Here is a 16820-nt window from a genome sequence, read left to right on the forward strand (position 1 = left end):
ACAACCCCATCCTGTGATTTCGCCATGAACCCCTTTGATCCCGAAGCTCTGGAGTGTCTTGCTGCCATTGTCGAAGAGGGCGGCTTCGAGCGGGCGGCCCGGCGTCTTCACATCACGCAGTCGGCGGTATCGCAGCGCCTGCGCGGGCTGGAGGCCCAGGTGGGTACCGTGCTGGTGGTGCGCAGCCGGCCGCTGAAAGTGACGCCCGCCGGGCAACTGCTGCTCAAACACACCCAGCAGCTGCGCCTGTTGCGGGCTGACCTGGAGCGTGACCTGCGCGAGTTTGCGCCCCGACTGGGGGGCGGCAGTCGCGAAGACGAACGGATCAGCATCGCCATCAACGCCGACAGCATTGCCAGCTGGGCGCTGGATGCGCTGGGCGACCTGGCCCGCCGCGGCGTGCCGCTGGAGGTCATTACCGACGACCAGGACTTCACCCACGAATGGCTGCGATCGGGCCAGGTGCTGGGCTGTGTCACCACCCAGCATCAGCCCCTGCGCGGCTGCAAGCTGGTAACCCTCGGCGCCATGCACTATGTGGCGGTGGCCAGTCCCGCCTGGGCCGCCGAACATCTGCCGGACGGGCTGACGCCCTACAACTTTCGCCATTTCCCTTTCGTCGCCTTCAACCGCAAGGACGACATGCAGACCGAGTTCGTGTCGCAATGTTTCGGCCTCAAGCAGGTCAGCCTGACCCAGCTGTACGTTCCGTCCAGCGAGGGGCAGGTGCGTGCCATCCGGGCGGGTTGGGGAATTGCCGTGGTGCCCGAGCAGATCGCCCGCGAGGATCTGCGATCGGGCGCGCTCGTCAATGTGGCGCCCGGACACCAGCTGTCCATCCAGTTGTTCTGGCATTGCTGGAATCTCCAGTCCGACGTGCTGGAGGCCTTGACCGACGCACTCACGCAGGCCGCAGAGCGCCACCTGAACTGACCGGGCATGACAGAGGCTCAGTTCGAACCCACCGTGGCCCAGCCGCTGCAGGCGCGTCCAGGGACCGCCAGGCGGCGCGGCACCCGTCTGGGGACCTTGTTGTTGCTGTTTGCCGCCCTGGCCACTTTGCCGTGGACCGTCTCCGAGTTGTTGCGCGCGCGTCAGGAGCGCCAGTTCGAGCGCGCCCGGAACGTTCAGACCCTGGAAGCTGAAACCCGTCTGGCTGCGGGCGCGCTGGAGGCGCAATTGCGCACCCTGGACAAGATGCTGGTCGCCGCTGCCCAGGCCGCGTTCGTAGCCTACCGGGACGCCCGGGCCTGCAACGCCTGGATGAAACCCCTTCCCGCGCAGTCCGTACCTGGCGTCCGCTTTGCCATCTTGCAAGCCGACGGACGACGCCTGTGCGAAGCCACGGAATACGCGACCCGCCCGATGGCAGCCAGCCTCGTGCGCCAGGCCCAGGCCCGGCCCGGCGAACTGGTGCTGACCGTGTTCCCGGCGGGCACCCTCAGTGACAGAACCGCGCTGGTGCTGGCTCGGGCGGTTCCGGCCACCTCACAGGCTGGGCCGGCCGCCCTGGTAGTCACCTTGGACCTGGACGTCGTCGTGCCGCACCGCGGCCCGGGAGAGCCCAGTCCCGCCGCAGCGCTGATCGTCCTGGACAGTGATCAGCGGGTGGTCTTCTCCCGCCCCCGCTTGCCCGACCCCCCCGGCCAGCGACTGGCGGACCCGGACTGGAATGCAGCCGTGCAGGCCTACCGGGCCGGTGTCCCGGTCCCTGAACCGTCACCGGGCGGGCTGCTGAAGGCGCTGGCCAGCGCCGACCTCGGTGACGGCAACCGTCTGCTGGTGCTGCGGTCTGTGTCGGACGGCGCCACCCGCAGACCAGCCGGTGAAACGCTGACCGCCACCGCATTGACGGCCGCCGGCGCACTGGCCATGGCGCTGCTGATCTGGGTGGCCGGCTTGCGCCTGCTGGCGGCGCCGGTGCGCCGCTTGCGTCGCAGCCTGATCCAGATCGAGCGCGGCGAACATGCCAAGGCGCTCGATGCCACGGAACCCCGCATTGCCGAACTCGCCGGCCTGCAACGCTCCGTCAACAGTCTGGTTCTCAGTCTCGAAAACCAGCGCTTCGAGCGCGACGAAGCCCTGGCAGCGCTGCAGGAGCGGGAAAACCGCTACCGCGAACTATTCGAAGGCAGTCCGCAGATCATGTATGTGTTTGACCGCCGTACCCTGCGCTTTCTGGCGGTCAATCAGGCGGCGGTGCGCTTCTACGGTTATGCCGAAGGCGAGTTCCTGCAGCGCAACTTGCTCGATATCCGCCCGGCGTCGGAGCACGCCCGGCTGCTCTCCGACCTGATTTCCGGCAAACCCGACCCCGACTCGGCCAACTGGACCCACCGTCTGCGCTCGGGCGAACTGCGTCAGGTCGAAATCGCCACCCACCCGGTGGACTTCAACGGGCAGCCGGCCCAGTTGGTGATGGTGACCGACATCACCGCGCGCCTGCTGGCCGAAGAACGCGCCCGCTTGGCCACCGAACGCCTGGAGCAACGGGTGGCCGAACGCACCCGGGATCTGGAGCTGTCCAACCGCGAACTTGAAGCCTTCGCCTGGTCGGTGTCGCACGACCTGCGCAATCCGCTGCGCGCGGTCGACATGTTCCGCCAGATGCTGCAGGAACAACTGCCGGCGCCGGTGACCGCGGACCCGGACGTGGCGCAATGCCTGATGCGGATGGAGCAGGGCCTGGGCTCCATGCAGGAGCTGATTGACCAGATCATGGCGCTGGCCCGGGTTTCCCGGGTGACCTTGCAGCCGGAACCGATCGATCTGAGCGCCTTGGCGGCCGAGGTGGTTGACGAACTGCGGGCGGCCGAGCCCGGCCGCAGTCCCCAGATCCTGATCGAGCCAGGCCTGGCCTGCGAGGGTGACCGGGCGCTGGTGCGCCAGCTGCTGGTCAACCTGCTGGGCAATGCATGGAAGTTCACCTTGCGCAAAGCCGACGCCCATATTCACTTCGGCACCCATGCCGGCACCGAGCCCGGGCTGGCCGAATTCTTTGTCGCCGACAACGGCGCGGGCTTCGACATGAAGTTTGCCGCCCGCCTTTTTGAGCCATTCGAGCGCTTCCATGCCGAAGACGACTTTCCCGGCACCGGTATCGGTCTGGCCACCGTGCAGCGGGTGGTGGCCCGCCACGGCGGGCGGATCTGGGCCGACGCTGCGGTGGGTGAAGGCGCCACCTTCACCTTCACTCTGCCGGGAGTACCCACACCATGATGCACCGCCGTGCGCTGGGCCGGCTGGCCGTTTCGATGGCGCTGATGCCCTGGCTGCGCACGCCGCTTGCCGCCGGAGTGGCGGCTGCGCCGTGGCGATCGCAGCCCTTCACCCTGGGGGTGGCCAGCGGACAACCCCGACCCGATGGCGCCGTGCTCTGGACCCGGCTGGCACCCGACGATGAAGACTTTTTTACCGATACCCAGCGCAAAACGGTCGCGGTCAGCTATGAAGTGTATAGCGATGATGCCCTGCGCCGGCCGGTGACCCGTGGCGATGTGCTGACCGACGCACAGCGCGGCTACAGCGTCCATGTTCCCCTGAGCGGGCTGGCGCCGGATCGGCCCTACTGGTACCGCTTTACCAGCGGTGACGCAGTCAGCGCCACCGGGCGCACGCGCACCGCCCCGGCGCCACAGGCCGCGGTCGGTCGGCTGCGGCTGGCGCTGGCCTCCTGCCAGCACTACGAGCAGGGCTGGTTCACCGCGCACCGGGATCTGGCCGCACAGGACATCGACCTGGTGCTTTTTGTCGGTGACTACATCTACGAAGGCAGCAACCCGCGCCGCATGGTCGCGCCGGCGCAGCGGCGGCATACCGGGGGCATTCCGCGCAGCCTGGCCGAGTACCGGGCGCGCTACGCGCTGTACCGGCGCGATCCCGACTTGCAGGCTGCCCACGCCGCCCATCCCTGGCTGGTCACCTGGGACGACCACGAGGTGGTCAACGACTACGCGGGCGGGCTGGACCCCAAAGGCGGCGACCCCCAGCTTTTCCTGCAGCGCCGGGTGGCAGCCTATCGGGCGTGGTTCGAACACATGCCCGTCGAGCTGCCGGCGGGCCAGCAGCCGGGCGTGCCGATGCGCATTCACCAGCAACTGTCCTGGGGGCAACTGGCGGACCTGTGGATGCTCGACTGTCGGCAGTACCGCAGTCCCCACGCCTGCCCCGACCCGCTGCGCGGCGGCGGGCGCATCCTGCTTGGCTGTGCCGAATTGGCCGACCCGGCGCGCACCCTGCTGGGCGCCGAGCAGGAGCAATGGCTGGCCGACGGCCTGGCCCGGTCCGCCCGAGGCTGGAAATTTGTCGCGCAGTCGACCCTGATCAATCCGTGGGGCGTGGTGACCCCGCTGGGCCGCAGCGCCTACAGCGACGGCTGGGATGGCTATCCGCAGGCGCGCGAACGGTTGATGACCGCGCTGGCCGCCGCTGCAGGGGCCAACGTGGTCACCTTGGGGGGCGACGTTCACATGGCCGTCGCCGCCGATCTGCGCCGCCACGCGGGCGATACCGCCTCGCCGGTCATTGCCAGCGAGCTGGTCACCACCTCCATCAGCTCGCGGGGGCTGTCCGACACCGTGGTGGACGGCATCCGACAGTCCAACGCCGACATCCATCATGCGCGGGCCGATGAACGCGGTTACACCCTGCTGGACCTGCGCGCCGAGCGGCTGGAAGCGCAGTTTCGCACCACCGCCCACCCCGTCCTGCCCGACAGTCGGCTGCAGCGACAGGCCAGCTTCGTCGTGCAGCGCGGCCGGCCGCAGGTGGAACGCGGTTAGGTTTTCGCGGCACCCCATCGACGCGAGGCTGTGCGAACGCATACTCATCAGTAAGCTTTCATACGCGGCGTGCAGAAAAAATCTCCCGCATCTACAATCGAGCGATGGAGACACTTGATACCCCTGTTGCGCCTACCGCCCGGCTGTCGTTCAAGGCGCGCATGTTGCTGGCCCGGGAAGATGCCATCATCCGCTCGGTGAACCGGCTGCTGGCCGAAAAAGGCTTCGACGCCATGACCGTCGATGAAGTCGCGGCCGATGTCGGCATCGCCAAGGCCAGCTTGTACAAGCACTTCCCCAGCAAGGAAGATCTGGCCTGCGCCGCCATGGTCCGGGTGATGAAGCGGGCCCAGGACTTTGTCCGCTCCATACCAGCCTCCGGCGATCCCCTGGCGAACATTCAGGCGGTGACCCGCTGGACACTGCAGGTGCTGCTCAGCGGCGAAATGCCATCCCTTCCCAGCCAGAACTCCAGCCTGCGTGCGGCGCTCATGTCCAGTCGCGAATACATGGACGGCCTGGTGGAGATCAGCGACACCCTGGGTGTCTGGATCGAAGCCGCGCAGGCCAGTGGCCAACTCAACCCCGGCCTGCCTGCGATCGCCATCCTCTACACCCTGTTCGCCCGCGCGTGCGATCCGGTGGTGGAGTTCCTCAAAATGGGCGGTCAGCACAGTGACGAAGCCATTGTCGATCTGGTGATGAGCACCTGTTTTGACGGATTGCGCGCCCGCTAGCGTCGCCGGCGCCAAGATCTCGGCCAATCCCTGAAAAAGGGAAGAAAAGCATCGATACCCAGCGTAAAAGGGTCTGCCGATGCTATCGAAAACAAAGCAAAAATCAGTGTTTCAATTCCCGAAAATAGGGGTGACCTTGCTTCCGGTCATACTTAGATCAAACGTTTGATTTAACTGTAGAATCCCAGCGATGGCACCTTCCGAACTCCCCGGCGAACCTGCTGATCGCATGCGGCGCAGCGACGGTGCCCAGACCCGTGAACGCTTGCTGCTGAGTGCCCTGCGCCTGTTTGCCGAAAAAGGCTACGAGCGCACGTCCACGCGCGAGATTGCCCAGTCCGCCCATGCCAACGTGGGCGCCATTGCCTACTATTTCGGCGACAAGCAGGGGCTGTACCGCGCCGCCTTCACCGAGGTCACCGGCAATCCCCGCGACGACATCGCCGCATTTGCCGACCCGGCGCTGAACCTGCACCAGGCGCTGCTGGCCGTCTATCGCGGCTTCGCCGAACCCTTCGAACAGGGAGAGCTGCCGCGCCTGTGCACCCGGCTGCATCTGCGCGAAATGGTCGAGCCGACCGGCGCCTGGCAGACCCATATTCAGATGGACCTGCGTCCCTATCACCAGGCGTTGACCGAGGTCCTGCGCCGGCACCTGGGGCTGCCCCGACCCGATGACGACCTGTATCGATTGGCCTTTGCCATCGTCAGCCTCGGGGTCTACCTGTACGTGGGCCAGGACTTGATCGACGACCTGTGCCCGTCCCTGATGGCCGACGCCCCCGCAATCCATCGCTGGGCCGAGCGCATGGCCGAGCATGCCCTGGCCATGGTGCAGGCCGAGGCCCGCCGCCGTGGCCTGCCCCTGCCTACCGACACCCCATGAACTGCAAACCGCCCCTTCCGCACCGAATGCTGCTCCCCCTGCTGGTGGGCGCAGTGCTGTCCGCCTGCGCCAGTGCGCCGCCCCCGCCCCCGGCGCCGCCAACGGTGGTCCCGGCCGCCTGGTCCGCACCCTTGCCCCACAACGGCGACCCTGCCCGCCTGCAGGACTGGTGGCGCCAATGGAACGACCCGGTTCTGCTGGAGCTGATCGTCGATGCCCAGGCCGTCAGCGCCGACCTGACCGAAGCGCGGGCCCGGCTGGCCCAGGCCCAGGCGGCGCAGATTGCTGCCACCGCGGCCGGTCGGCCCCAGGTCGATGGCAGTTTGCAGGCAGCCCGCGCCACCACCTCGGGACCCGCCGGCCCCGGCGGTCCGCCGGCAACCCAGGCGGCGGCGAGCCTGCTCATGAACTGGGAACTGGACCTCTGGGGCGGGCAGCAGGCCGGCCGCGATGCGGCCGACGCACGCGTCGATGCCAGTGCGGCGCGCTGGCATGATGCCCGGGTTGCCGTGGCGGCCGAGGTCGCGCGGGCGCGGGTCAGCCTGCGCCACTGCGAGCGCAGTCTGGCGCTTACCCGTGCGGATGTCGAAGCACGGGGCGCGCTGGCACGCCTTTCGACGCTGCGCGCGCAAGCTGGGCTGGAGGCACCGGCGGCCACCGCCTTGCTGACGGCCAGCGCCGCCCAGGGCCGCGCCGAGCAGCGCGACCAGCAGACCCGCTGCGCGAGTGAACGCCAGGGTCTGGCGGCCCTGACGGGCTGGAGTCTGGCCCGCCTTGACCAGCGCCTTGCGGGGCAGGAAGACGCGCCGCAACCGGCCGGTCCTCCGATTCCGCAACGGCTACCGGCAGAACAGCTGCAGCAGCGCCCGGATCTGCGCGCCGCCGACAGGGAATGGCTGGCCGCCCGTGCCGATGTCGGTGTCGCCGACGCTGCCCGTTACCCCCGCCTGACGCTCAGTGGCCAGATCGGCCGGGTGGGCCAACGCGGCACCGGCGGCGATGCCACAACCTGGTCACTGGGGCCGCTGCAACTGAGCTTGCCACTGGTCGATGGTGGCCGACGTGACGCCGAAGCGCAGGCGGCGCGGGTTCGACTCGCGGCGGCGGCCGCGCGGTATGAGGCGACCGCCCGACAGGCTGTGCGGGAAGTCGAACAAGCCTTGCTTGCCCATGACGGCGCAAGTGCCCGGCAGGCCGATGTCCGCGAGGCCGCCGATGGCTTTCGCCGGGCATTGGCCGCCACCGAATCACGCCACCGTGCCGGCCTGGCCAGTGCCCAGGAACTCGAAGAGGCGCGCCGCGCCGCGCTCGCCGCCCAACAAAGTGTCCTGACATGGGAACTGGAGCAAAAGCTGGCCTGGATCGCGCTCTATCGCGCCATGGGTGGCGGCTGGACGCCCGCCGAGCCCAGCCCCGCGCTGCCAGTGCGCCCGTAACCGACTGTTCCCGTTGACCCCGAACTCCACCACCGCCATGAAACCGATTGCACCGTTCACCCGGATTTCCCTCGCCCTGACCGCCCTGTTGTCGCTGGCGGCATTTGTTGCGCAGGCGCAGAACGCCACCCCGACTGCCGCACCGACCCCGGCTCCGGCCGCGTCTGCGGCCAAGGCACGCCCGGCCCTGACGGTGGCGGTCGATACGCCGCAGAGCCGCCAGTGGCCCCGCCGACTCAGCGCCAACGGCAGCCTGGCCGCGTGGCAGGAAGCGAGTATTGGCGCGGAAACAGCGGGACTGCGCCTGATTGAAGTGCGCGCGCAGGTGGGCGATCGGGTGACCCGCGGGCAGATCCTCGCGGAGCTCAATGCCGACACCTTGCGGGCCGAGCTGGCGCAAACACGTGCCAGTCTGGCCGAGGCGCAGGCGATGGCCGCCGAAGCGCAGGCCAATGCCGTGCGAGCGCGTGAGCTGCGTGGCACCGGCGCGCTCAGCGAGGCCCAGATTGCCCAGTACCTGACCGCCGAGCAGACCAGTCAAGCCCGGGTGCAGGCGGCGCAGGCCCTGCTGGAGGTGCAGCAGACCCGCCTGGCGCAGGCGCAGGTCCGTGCCCCGGACGACGGCATCATCTCCGCCCGCAGCGCCACACTGGGTGCCGTGGTCAATCCCGGTGCCGAGCTGTTTCGCCTGATCCGCAAGGGCCGTCTGGAATGGCGGGCCGAAGTCACCGCGGCCGAACTCGGCCGACTCGCCCCGGGAACCGCTGCCACGGTCACGGCGGCCAGTGGTGCCGTACTTGTGGGCCGGGTGCGGCAGGTGGCGCCGACGGTCGATGCCCAGACCCGGCAGGCGCTGGTCTATGTGGACCTGAACCGCGCGCCGGGCTCGGCGCCGTTGCCGGCGTTGCCGGGCATGTTCGCGCGCGGCGAATTCCTGCTCGGCGAGGGCGCGGCGCTGACGCTGCCGCAGGCGGCCGTGGTGGTGCGCGATGGCTTTTCTTATGTACTCCGGATGATCGAGGGCAACCGGGTCGCCATGACCAAGGTGCGTACCGGACGGATCGAAGGGGACCGGGTGGAAATCCACAGCGGGCTGGCGGCCGACACCCGGGTGGTGGTGGTCGGCGCCGGATTCCTCAACGACGGTGACCTGGTGCGTATCAGCACCGTGGCGCCGGCCGCGCCGGCGTCCGCTGCGAACCGTTGAAAGACGCGCCATGATCAACGTCTCGTCCTGGTCGATCCGCAACCCCATCCCGGCGGTGATGGTGTTTGTCATGCTGACCTTTGCCGGCTTGCTGTCCTTCAAGGCCATGAAGGTACAGAACTTTCCCGACATCGATCTGCCCACCGTCACGGTGTCGGCGGCTTTGCCCGGCGCTGCACCGGCGCAGCTTGAAAACGATGTCGCCCGCAAGCTGGAGAACACCGTTGCCAGCCTGCAGGGGCTCAAACACATCTACACCAAAGTGCAGGACGGCGTGGTCACGGTGACCGCCGAGTTCCGCCTGGAAAAGCCGGTGCAGGAAGCGGTCGATGATGTCCGCTCGGCCGTGCAGCGCATCCGGGCCGATCTGCCCTCCGATTTGCGCGACCCGATCGTGCAGAAGATGGATCTGGCCGGACAACCGGTGCTGGCCTATACCGTGCGCTCGGCCCGCATGGATGACGAGGCCTTGTCCTGGTTCGTCGACAACGAGGTGGCGCGCCGTCTGCTGGCGGTCAAAGGCGTCGGTGCGGTCAACCGCGTCGGCGGCGTCAACCGCGAGATCCGGGTGGCGCTTGACCCGCAGCGCTTGCAGGCGCTGGGCGTGACCGCGGCGGAAGTGTCGCGTCAGCTGCGTCAAGTGCAGCAGGAGGCTGCCGGCGGGCGCACCGACCTCGGGGGGAGCGAGCAGGCGGTGCGCACCCTGGGTACCGTGGGGACGGCGGACGAAATCGCGGGACTCGAACTGGCCCTTTCCGGCGCAGGCGCCGAGGGACAGGGGCGCCGGGTCCGGCTGGATCAGGTGGCGACCGTCAGTGATACGGTGGCCGAAGCCCGCGCTGCCGCCTATCTGGATGGCCGATCGGTCGTTGGCTTTGAAGTCGCGCGCAGCCGCGGCGAGAGCGAAGTCGCGGTGGGGGCGGCGGTCCGGGCAGCGCTCGAAGAGCTCAAGGCCCGCTATCCGGACATCGAACTGACCCAGGCGTTCGACTTTGTCACGCCCGTGCAGGAAGAGTACGACGGTTCCTTGCTGATGCTCTACGAAGGCGCCATTTTGGCCGTCCTGGTGGTGTGGCTGTTCCTGCGCGACTGGCGTGCCACCCTGGTGTCGGCGGTGGCGCTGCCGATGTCCGTGATTCCGGCCTTCATCGGCATGTATCTGCTCGGGTTCTCCGTCAACGTGGTCACGCTGCTGGCGCTGTCGCTGGTGGTCGGCATTCTGGTGGACGACGCCATCGTCGAGGTGGAAAACATCGTGCGGCACCTGCGCATGGGCAAGACGCCCTACCAGGCGGCCATGGAGGCGGCAGACGAGATCGGCCTGGCGGTGATTGCGACCACCTTTACCCTGATTGCCGTGTTTCTGCCCACGGCCTTCATGAGCGGAGTGGCGGGCAAGTTTTTCAAGCAGTTCGGCTGGACCGCGTCGCTGGCGGTGTTTGCGTCGCTGGTCGTCGCCCGCATGCTGACACCCATGATGGCTGCCTATCTGCTCAAGCCCATCGTCGGCCAGCATGCCGATCCGCGCTGGATGCGCTGGTACATGCGCATGGCGGGCTGGTGCACCCGCCACCGGCTCGCAACCATTGTGCTGTCGCTGGCGTTCTTTGTCGGCTCGTTGGCGCTGATTCCGCTGCTGCCCACCGGCTTCATCCCGCCGGACGACAACTCGCAGACCCAGGTCTATCTGGAATTGCCGCCGGGCAGCTCGCTGCGCCAGACGGTGGACACGGCCGAACAGGCCCGCCAGTTGATCGTGAAGGTGCCGCATGTCCGAAGCGTGTACACCACCGTCGGAGGCGGCAGCGCCGGGGGCGATCCGTTTGCGATGTCCGGCGCCGCCGAGGTGCGCAAGGCGACGCTGACCATCCTGCTGGATGCGCGGGGTGAACGGCCGCGCAAGCAAGGCATCGAAAACCAGATCCGCACCGCGCTGGAGCCGCTGGCCGGAGTGCGCAGCAAGGTGGGCCTGGGGGGTTCGGGCGAAAAATACGTTCTGGTGCTGACCGGCGAAGACCCCCAGGCGCTGCAGACCGCCGCGCTGGCGGTGGAAAAAGACCTGCGCACCATTCCCGGCCTGGGCAGTGTGGCCTCCACGGCCAGTCTGATCCGGCCGGAAATCGCCGTGCGCCCCGACTTTGCCCGCGCCGCCGACCTGGGGGTGACCAGTGCCGCCATCGGCGAGACGCTGCGTGTGGCTACGCTGGGTGACTATGACGTGGCCCTGGCAAAACTGAACCTGTCGCAGCGGCAGGTGCCGGTGGTGGTGCGACTGGAGGACTCCGCCCGCAAGGATTTGTCGGTACTGGAGCGCCTGGCCGTGCCCGGCGCGCGTGGCCCGGTGATGCTGGGCCAGGTGGCGACACTGGAGATGACCGGCGGGCCGGCCGTCATCGACCGCTACGACCGCTCGCGCAACATCAACTTCGAGATCGAATTGTCCGGTTTGCCGCTGGGCGATGTGGTCAAGGCCACCCAGGAATTGCCCTCGATCCGCAACCTGCCGCCCGGCGTAAAGGTGGTCGAAGTGGGCGATGCCGAGGTGATGGGCGAGCTGTTTGCCAGTTTCGGCCTGGCCATGCTGACCGGGGTGCTGTGTATCTACATCGTGCTGGTGCTGCTGTTCAAGGCTTTCCTGCAACCGGTCACCATCCTGATGGCGCTGCCATTGTCACTGGGCGGCGCTTTTGTGGGACTGCTGCTCGCGGGCAAGAGCTTCTCCATGCCTTCGTTGATCGGTCTGATCATGCTGATGGGGGTGGCCACCAAGAATTCGATCTTGCTGGTGGAATACGCGATCGTCGCCCGGCGCGGGCACGACGGCCACGATGGCCAGCCCGCCGTGGCGCCGATGAGCCGGCGCGACGCGCTGCTGGACGCCTGCCACAAGCGCGCCCGTCCCATCATCATGACCACACTGGCCATGGGTGCGGGCATGCTGCCGATTGCCATCGGTTGGGGGGCGGCCGACGCCAGCTTCCGCTCGCCGATGGCGGTGGCGGTCATCGGCGGCCTGATAACTTCGACATTCCTGAGTCTGCTGGTGATACCGGCGGTGTTCACCTATGTCGATGATTTCGCCCAACTCTGCCTGCGGCTGCTGCGGCGGTTGCGCGGCCGGCCCGTGAGTCCGGAGGTGAAGGCTGCCGGAGGCTGAGGAAAAAAAACCGGCCAATGGCCGGTGTCCACGCCCAGGGTGGGCGCACTGCGCGGGCGCCGCCAGGCTCTGTGGTCAGCGTACCAGCAGGACAGGGACTTGGCAGTGGGCCAGAACCTGCGTTGCCACGGAACCCATGACGAGGTTGCCCAGGGCGCTGTGTCCATGGGAGCCCATCACGACCAGGTCATAGCCACCACTGTCGGCCACCTTGGCGATGGTCTCGCCGGCATGACCAACCTTCCATTGGCTCTTGACCGTCATGTCATGGCGGGCAAGAAACTTGCAGACCGGGCCGAGGACCTTTTCTGCTTCTTCGGCGTGGTAGCCGTCGGCAATATCCTTGCCGACCGCCGCCCGGGCGCGGGGGGGCAGTGGCAATTGCACCGACAGCGCGGTGTATTCATTGCCAGGGCTCATCAAGGCCTCGTGGGTGGTCAGATAGGCCAGCATCTTCTTGGAGTACTTGCTGCCATCGACAGCCAGAAGAATCTTCATCGCATGCTCCGTGTGTGAAAAGAGATTTCCAGCCTAGTCTATCCGGCTTGACCCGAATTGCGATACGTACAGACCGCATGGGGAATTGCCTGGCGCGGCGAAACGGGCCGCCAACGCCGGGCGCCCGCACCGCCTGGCAGGCGGACGCCTGAGCCTCAACCGATCTGTACCGTCCGCTGAGGGCGAAAGGCAGCCTGCTCGCCTTTTTCGGCGTAACCGAGCGGATTGGCGACGACCCGGCACCGGCCGAGCCGATAGTCCGACGTGCAATGGAGGTGGCCATGCAGCCACAGGTCGGCGTACTGTGTCAGGGCGTCCAGGCTGTTGCAGAAGCCCGCCGTTCCTGGAGTCATGCCATAACGCGGGTCTGCGCTGTGGAGGCTGGGCGCGAAGTGAGTGACAACTACTACAGGTTCCGCAGCCGGGACAGCCAGTGCGTGCCGCAGCCAGGACTGGCTGCGCAGTGCCTGTTCGCGGACCTGCTCGGCCAGAAAGGGTTTGCCCTGGCGGTGCGTTCCCGTCGTTTGCAGGTAGTAGTTGGCGGCGCGCATGGCTTTGTCGCGCCCGCTCTTGCCGGGGGCGCGGCCGTGGTCCGGACGATTGTCGAGCGCGTCGAAGTCGCTCCATAGCGTGGTGCCGATGAAACGCACCCCGCCGAAATACAGGGTTTGCTGCTCCAGCCAATGGATTCCCAGGGTGTGGCAGCTGTCCTGAAGCCGCTGGTGTGCCTCGTCGAAATCCAGTCCATCGTACTCATGGTTGCCGGGAACAAACAGCACGGGGCACGGCCAGCCCTCGGCGGGTGAAAAACGGCCCAGTCCGAAATGGGGATCGCCGAGGGTGGCCAGAGCCGACCCTTGCTGGTAGGAGCCGATGTCACCGGCGAGCACCAGCAGATCGGCGCCGGGTGCCGGCTCGGGTTTCCAGTCGGGCTGACACTCCAGGTGCAGATCCGACAGCAGCTGGATCGTCAGCGCCACGGGCGCAACGGCCGGTCAGCGAACGACCAGTACCGGCACATGGCTGGATGAGAGTACCGCCTGCGTGACCGAGCCCAGCATCACCGATTGCAGGCTGTTGTAGCCATGGGTACCCATGACAATCACATTGCATTGTTCACGGCGGGCAAAGTCGGTGATGACTTCGGCCGGCTTGCCCACCCGCATGGCCCGTACCGGCGAAGTTCCGAAGTGGCGGGCGAGGTCGTTGGCGGCTTCGTTGATGACACGGCCTGCCTCGGTGTACATGGGGCCGGTGACCTTGGCAGTCACATGCAGCAAGGTGTAATTGAAGTCATGGCGGAACCACAACTCGTTGGACGACACATAAGCCAGCATCTTGCGGGTGAAGGAACTACCGTCAACGGCGAGCAGGATATGCATGCTCCCGATTCTAGGGATTTTTCGTCATCAGATAGACAAATGAACCCGATGTTCACCGTCTTGACTGTGCGGTAATTCGTCAGATTTAGTACTTAATTGCTATTGTTTTTGAAAGCGCGGCGCCCCGACTCCAGAATCATCTGGTGCAGCCAGGCGTGGCCGGCCGCATGGCGGACCCGCCGGTGCCACAGGGCTTCGACATGAACCGGGGGCACGTTCAGGGGCAATTCCCGCAGGCACAGCCGGGATGACGCGGCCAGGGTCTGCACGAAGTGTCGGGGCAACACGGTCAGCAGACGGGTCCGGGCAACCACCTGCCCGGCGGTAAAAAACTGGTTGACCGTGAGGACCACCCGACGCCGGCGGTCGATGGCCGCCAGCGCTTCGTCGACAAACCCCCAGGGCCGGCCCGAGAAACTGACCAGCAGGTGCCGCGCCTCGCAATAGGCGTCCAGCGTCAATGGTTCGCGGGCCAGCGGATGGTCTTCGCGCATGACACAGACATACTCGCCCTCATACAGACGCTGGTGTTCGAACGCCACGGCTTCACCCCCTTGCTCCCGTGCGGTCAGGTCCGCCAGGACGGCAGGAAAGTAGCCGATCGCCAGGTCTGCATGGCCCTCCTCAAGCCAGGACCGCGGGTCACGGGTGGTGAGCGGGAGGACCCGCAAGGCAACGCCCGGCGCGACCGCCTCCATGGTTTCGACCAGATCGGGAATCAGCTCGGCGGCCGTGGCATCGGCCATCGCCAGCACGAATGTTGTCTGCAGTTGCGCTGGCGACTCCTGATGCGGCGCGACCACGGCCTGCAGTTGCGCCAGGGCGTCGCGCACCCCCGGCCACATGGCCAGCGCCCGCGGCGTGGGCTCCAGGCCCTGTCCATGCCGTCGTACCAGATCGTCGCCCAGACTTTCCCTCAGCCGCCGCAACGCATTGCTCACCGCAGGCTGGGTCAATGCGAGGTTGCGTGCCGCCCGGGTGAGGCTGCGTTCGGCCATGATTTCATCAAAAACCCGCAGCAGGTTCAGGTCCAGGGTGCGAAAGTTGGGCGTCGAAACCACGGGTCTAGTCATTCACGTTGTGAATATGAATCATCATAGATCAAAAGTAGACCGAAATACGGGTTTACCCTAGGATGGCGGTGTGGACAAGTCTTCGTGATCCCCACAGTCCCGCAAGGAGGAAAACCATGAACCTGCCTCGTCTGGTATCCCGACCTGCCGTTGCGACGGCCGGTCCTGGCGCCGCGCCGTCGGTCGGCGCATCGGTCCGCCGCGAAACGGCATCGGTGCGTGCGCTGGCCGCTTTGTTGCTGGCTGCCATCGTGTCCTCGGTCCTGGTCGTGGCCGACATGCTGGTTGACGCCTGGGCAGATGGACACCTGCTGCTCGCCTGGGTCTCGCTGTGGATTGTGGCTTTTGCCGGCCTGGCATTGCTGGCGGGTACGGTCCGCCGGTTCTCCGAAAAGCTGATGGCCGAGATGGACGCCTGGGCGGCCCGGCGTGCCGAGCGTCGGGCCAGCGAGCGGCTGTGGGCCATTGCCCGTGCCGACGCGCGGGTCATGTCGGAACTGCAGGCGGCACTGCGCCGCGACGATGCAACGGTTTTTGTGGCCAGTCACCGCCCCACCGAAGGGGTATCGGTCAAGGGTCAACCCGTCTTGTGAGGTGACCGGCCGGCGTGGCGGCCGGTCAGCGCGGGCGTCGCGTCACCAGGGCGATGCCGGGAATGATCAGCGCGGCACCCATCGCATGATGCCAGCCCAGGGCTTCGCCCAAGACCCCCCAGGCCGCAAGCGCACCCCATAACGGTCCCATGTAGAGCGTGGCCGCGACGCGACTGGCGCCCAGAGCCTTTTGCACATGGCTGTAGGCCCAATAAGCACCGACCCCCGGAATCAGCGCCGCGGCGACCACCAATGCCAGCGCATCGATGGACCAGGCGCCACCGGCTCGTGAGCTCAGTTCCCAGAATGCGCCGGGGAGCAAGGTGACGACGCCACCCCAGGCGGTAACTGCCAGCCTGGCGGTTGACGACAAGGGACTGGGCCAGTGTTTGAGCAGCAGCGCATAGGCGGCCCAGGAGACCATGCAGGCCACAATCCAGCCGTCGCCGGCGACCCACTGCACCTCGCCCAAGGCGGTCCAACGGCCTTGGACGATGACATGGATCACGCCCGCGAGGGCCAGCACGACGCCGCAGGCCTGCCGGAGGCTGAAGCGCTCACCCAGCCAAAGCACGGCGCCCAGCGCGATCAGCACCGGCGACGCCGCGTAGATCAGCGCGATGTTCATCGCCGAGGTCGTCCGTGCACCCAGATAGACCCAGGCGCCGCAAATCAGCATGCCCAGCGCGCCCAGGACCAGATGTTCCCGCCACGCCGCGGCGACCAGTCGCCTGTGATTCCACAGTTCGCGGTGCGCCACGGCGGTCAATACCAGCGCCGCCAAGGCCCAGCGTCCGGCAGCCAGCAAGTGCGGTTCGATCACCCCGGGCGCCTTGCGGGCCACGATGTAGTTCACCGCCCACAGGGCGGGCGTCAGCCAGAGCAACACCAGCGCACCCCCCGGCCAGGCATTGGCGCGAGTCCGAATTGGGCCGGTCATGTCAAAAACAATAGCAGAAAACGACCTTATTACGCCGGGTATTGCCACATTTCATTCCAAACTCCCCAAAAAACAAAGCCCTGGCCAGGGCGCAGGGCGGGCAAGCAGCCGGGACGGCAGCCCTGAGGAC

At 67.1% G+C, this 16820-nt stretch carries 14 protein-coding genes; 9 read left to right on the forward strand and 5 right to left on the reverse strand.

The genetic code is table 11. From position 1 onward, the window contains the following. Positions 1-24: 24 nt before the first annotated feature. The 8 genes from AC2EBU_RS14100 to AC2EBU_RS14135 all read left to right on the forward strand — a co-directional run bounded on the left by AC2EBU_RS14100 (position 25) and on the right by AC2EBU_RS14135 (position 12204). Positions 25-933 carry a LysR family transcriptional regulator ArgP gene (locus tag AC2EBU_RS14100; RefSeq protein WP_484611073.1) on the forward strand — a complete coding sequence of 303 codons (909 nt, stop codon included), beginning with the start codon at positions 25-27 and terminating at the stop codon, positions 931-933. 6 nt (positions 934-939) lie between these two features. Beyond that, a complete protein-coding gene (locus tag AC2EBU_RS14105; RefSeq protein WP_484611074.1) occupies positions 940-3219 on the forward strand; it encodes a sensor histidine kinase in 2280 nt (759 codons plus the stop codon). Next, positions 3216-4781 carry an alkaline phosphatase D family protein gene (locus tag AC2EBU_RS14110; RefSeq protein WP_484611075.1) on the forward strand — a complete coding sequence of 522 codons (1566 nt, stop codon included), beginning with the start codon at positions 3216-3218 and terminating at the stop codon, positions 4779-4781. Before AC2EBU_RS14105 ends, AC2EBU_RS14110 begins: the two co-directional genes overlap by 4 nt. A gap of 104 nt (positions 4782-4885) precedes the next feature. Continuing rightward, positions 4886-5518, forward strand: coding sequence for a TetR/AcrR family transcriptional regulator (locus AC2EBU_RS14115; protein WP_484611076.1), 633 nt, complete (start codon positions 4886-4888; stop codon positions 5516-5518). A 190-nt stretch (positions 5519-5708) separates the two neighbouring features. Next, positions 5709-6404 (forward strand): CerR family C-terminal domain-containing protein, encoded by a 696-nt coding sequence (locus tag AC2EBU_RS14120; protein ID WP_484611077.1) that lies wholly within the window; start codon positions 5709-5711, stop codon positions 6402-6404. A 26-nt stretch (positions 6405-6430) separates the two neighbouring features. Beyond that, positions 6431-7840, forward strand: coding sequence for an efflux transporter outer membrane subunit (locus AC2EBU_RS14125; protein WP_484611078.1), 1410 nt, complete (start codon positions 6431-6433; stop codon positions 7838-7840). Between the two features lie 37 nt (positions 7841-7877). Next, positions 7878-9047 (forward strand): efflux RND transporter periplasmic adaptor subunit, encoded by a 1170-nt coding sequence (locus AC2EBU_RS14130; protein WP_484611079.1) that lies wholly within the window; start codon positions 7878-7880, stop codon positions 9045-9047. A 13-nt stretch (positions 9048-9060) separates the two neighbouring features. After that, positions 9061-12204 carry an efflux RND transporter permease subunit gene (locus tag AC2EBU_RS14135; protein WP_484611188.1) on the forward strand — a complete coding sequence of 1048 codons (3144 nt, stop codon included), beginning with the start codon at positions 9061-9063 and terminating at the stop codon, positions 12202-12204. Positions 12205-12279: 75 nt separating this feature from the next. On the opposite strand, the gene AC2EBU_RS14140 is transcribed toward AC2EBU_RS14135, so the two are convergent. From AC2EBU_RS14140 to AC2EBU_RS14155, 4 genes are all read right to left on the reverse strand, one after another. After that, positions 12280-12702, reverse strand: coding sequence for a universal stress protein (locus AC2EBU_RS14140; protein WP_484611080.1), 423 nt, complete (start codon positions 12700-12702; stop codon positions 12280-12282). A gap of 155 nt (positions 12703-12857) precedes the next feature. Then, positions 12858-13676: a metallophosphoesterase gene (locus AC2EBU_RS14145; RefSeq protein ID WP_484611189.1), complete on the reverse strand. Its 819-nt coding sequence runs from the start codon at positions 13674-13676 to the stop codon at positions 12858-12860. A gap of 21 nt (positions 13677-13697) precedes the next feature. Continuing rightward, a complete protein-coding gene (locus AC2EBU_RS14150) occupies positions 13698-14084 on the reverse strand; it encodes a universal stress protein (protein WP_484611081.1) in 387 nt (128 codons plus the stop codon). Positions 14085-14176: 92 nt separating this feature from the next. Next, positions 14177-15157 carry a LysR family transcriptional regulator gene (locus AC2EBU_RS14155; protein ID WP_484611082.1) on the reverse strand — a complete coding sequence of 327 codons (981 nt, stop codon included), beginning with the start codon at positions 15155-15157 and terminating at the stop codon, positions 14177-14179. Between the two features lie 116 nt (positions 15158-15273). Here AC2EBU_RS14155 and AC2EBU_RS14160 point away from each other — a divergent pair, with 116 nt between their 5' ends. After that, positions 15274-15750: a hypothetical protein gene (locus AC2EBU_RS14160; RefSeq protein WP_484611083.1), complete on the forward strand. Its 477-nt coding sequence runs from the start codon at positions 15274-15276 to the stop codon at positions 15748-15750. Positions 15751-15775: 25 nt separating this feature from the next. Here AC2EBU_RS14160 and AC2EBU_RS14165 read toward each other — a convergent pair whose 3' ends face one another. After that, a complete protein-coding gene (locus tag AC2EBU_RS14165) occupies positions 15776-16690 on the reverse strand; it encodes a DMT family transporter (RefSeq protein ID WP_484611084.1) in 915 nt (304 codons plus the stop codon). Positions 16691-16820: the final 130 nt, after the last annotated feature.

Source organism: Curvibacter sp. T50, assembly GCF_057219955.1.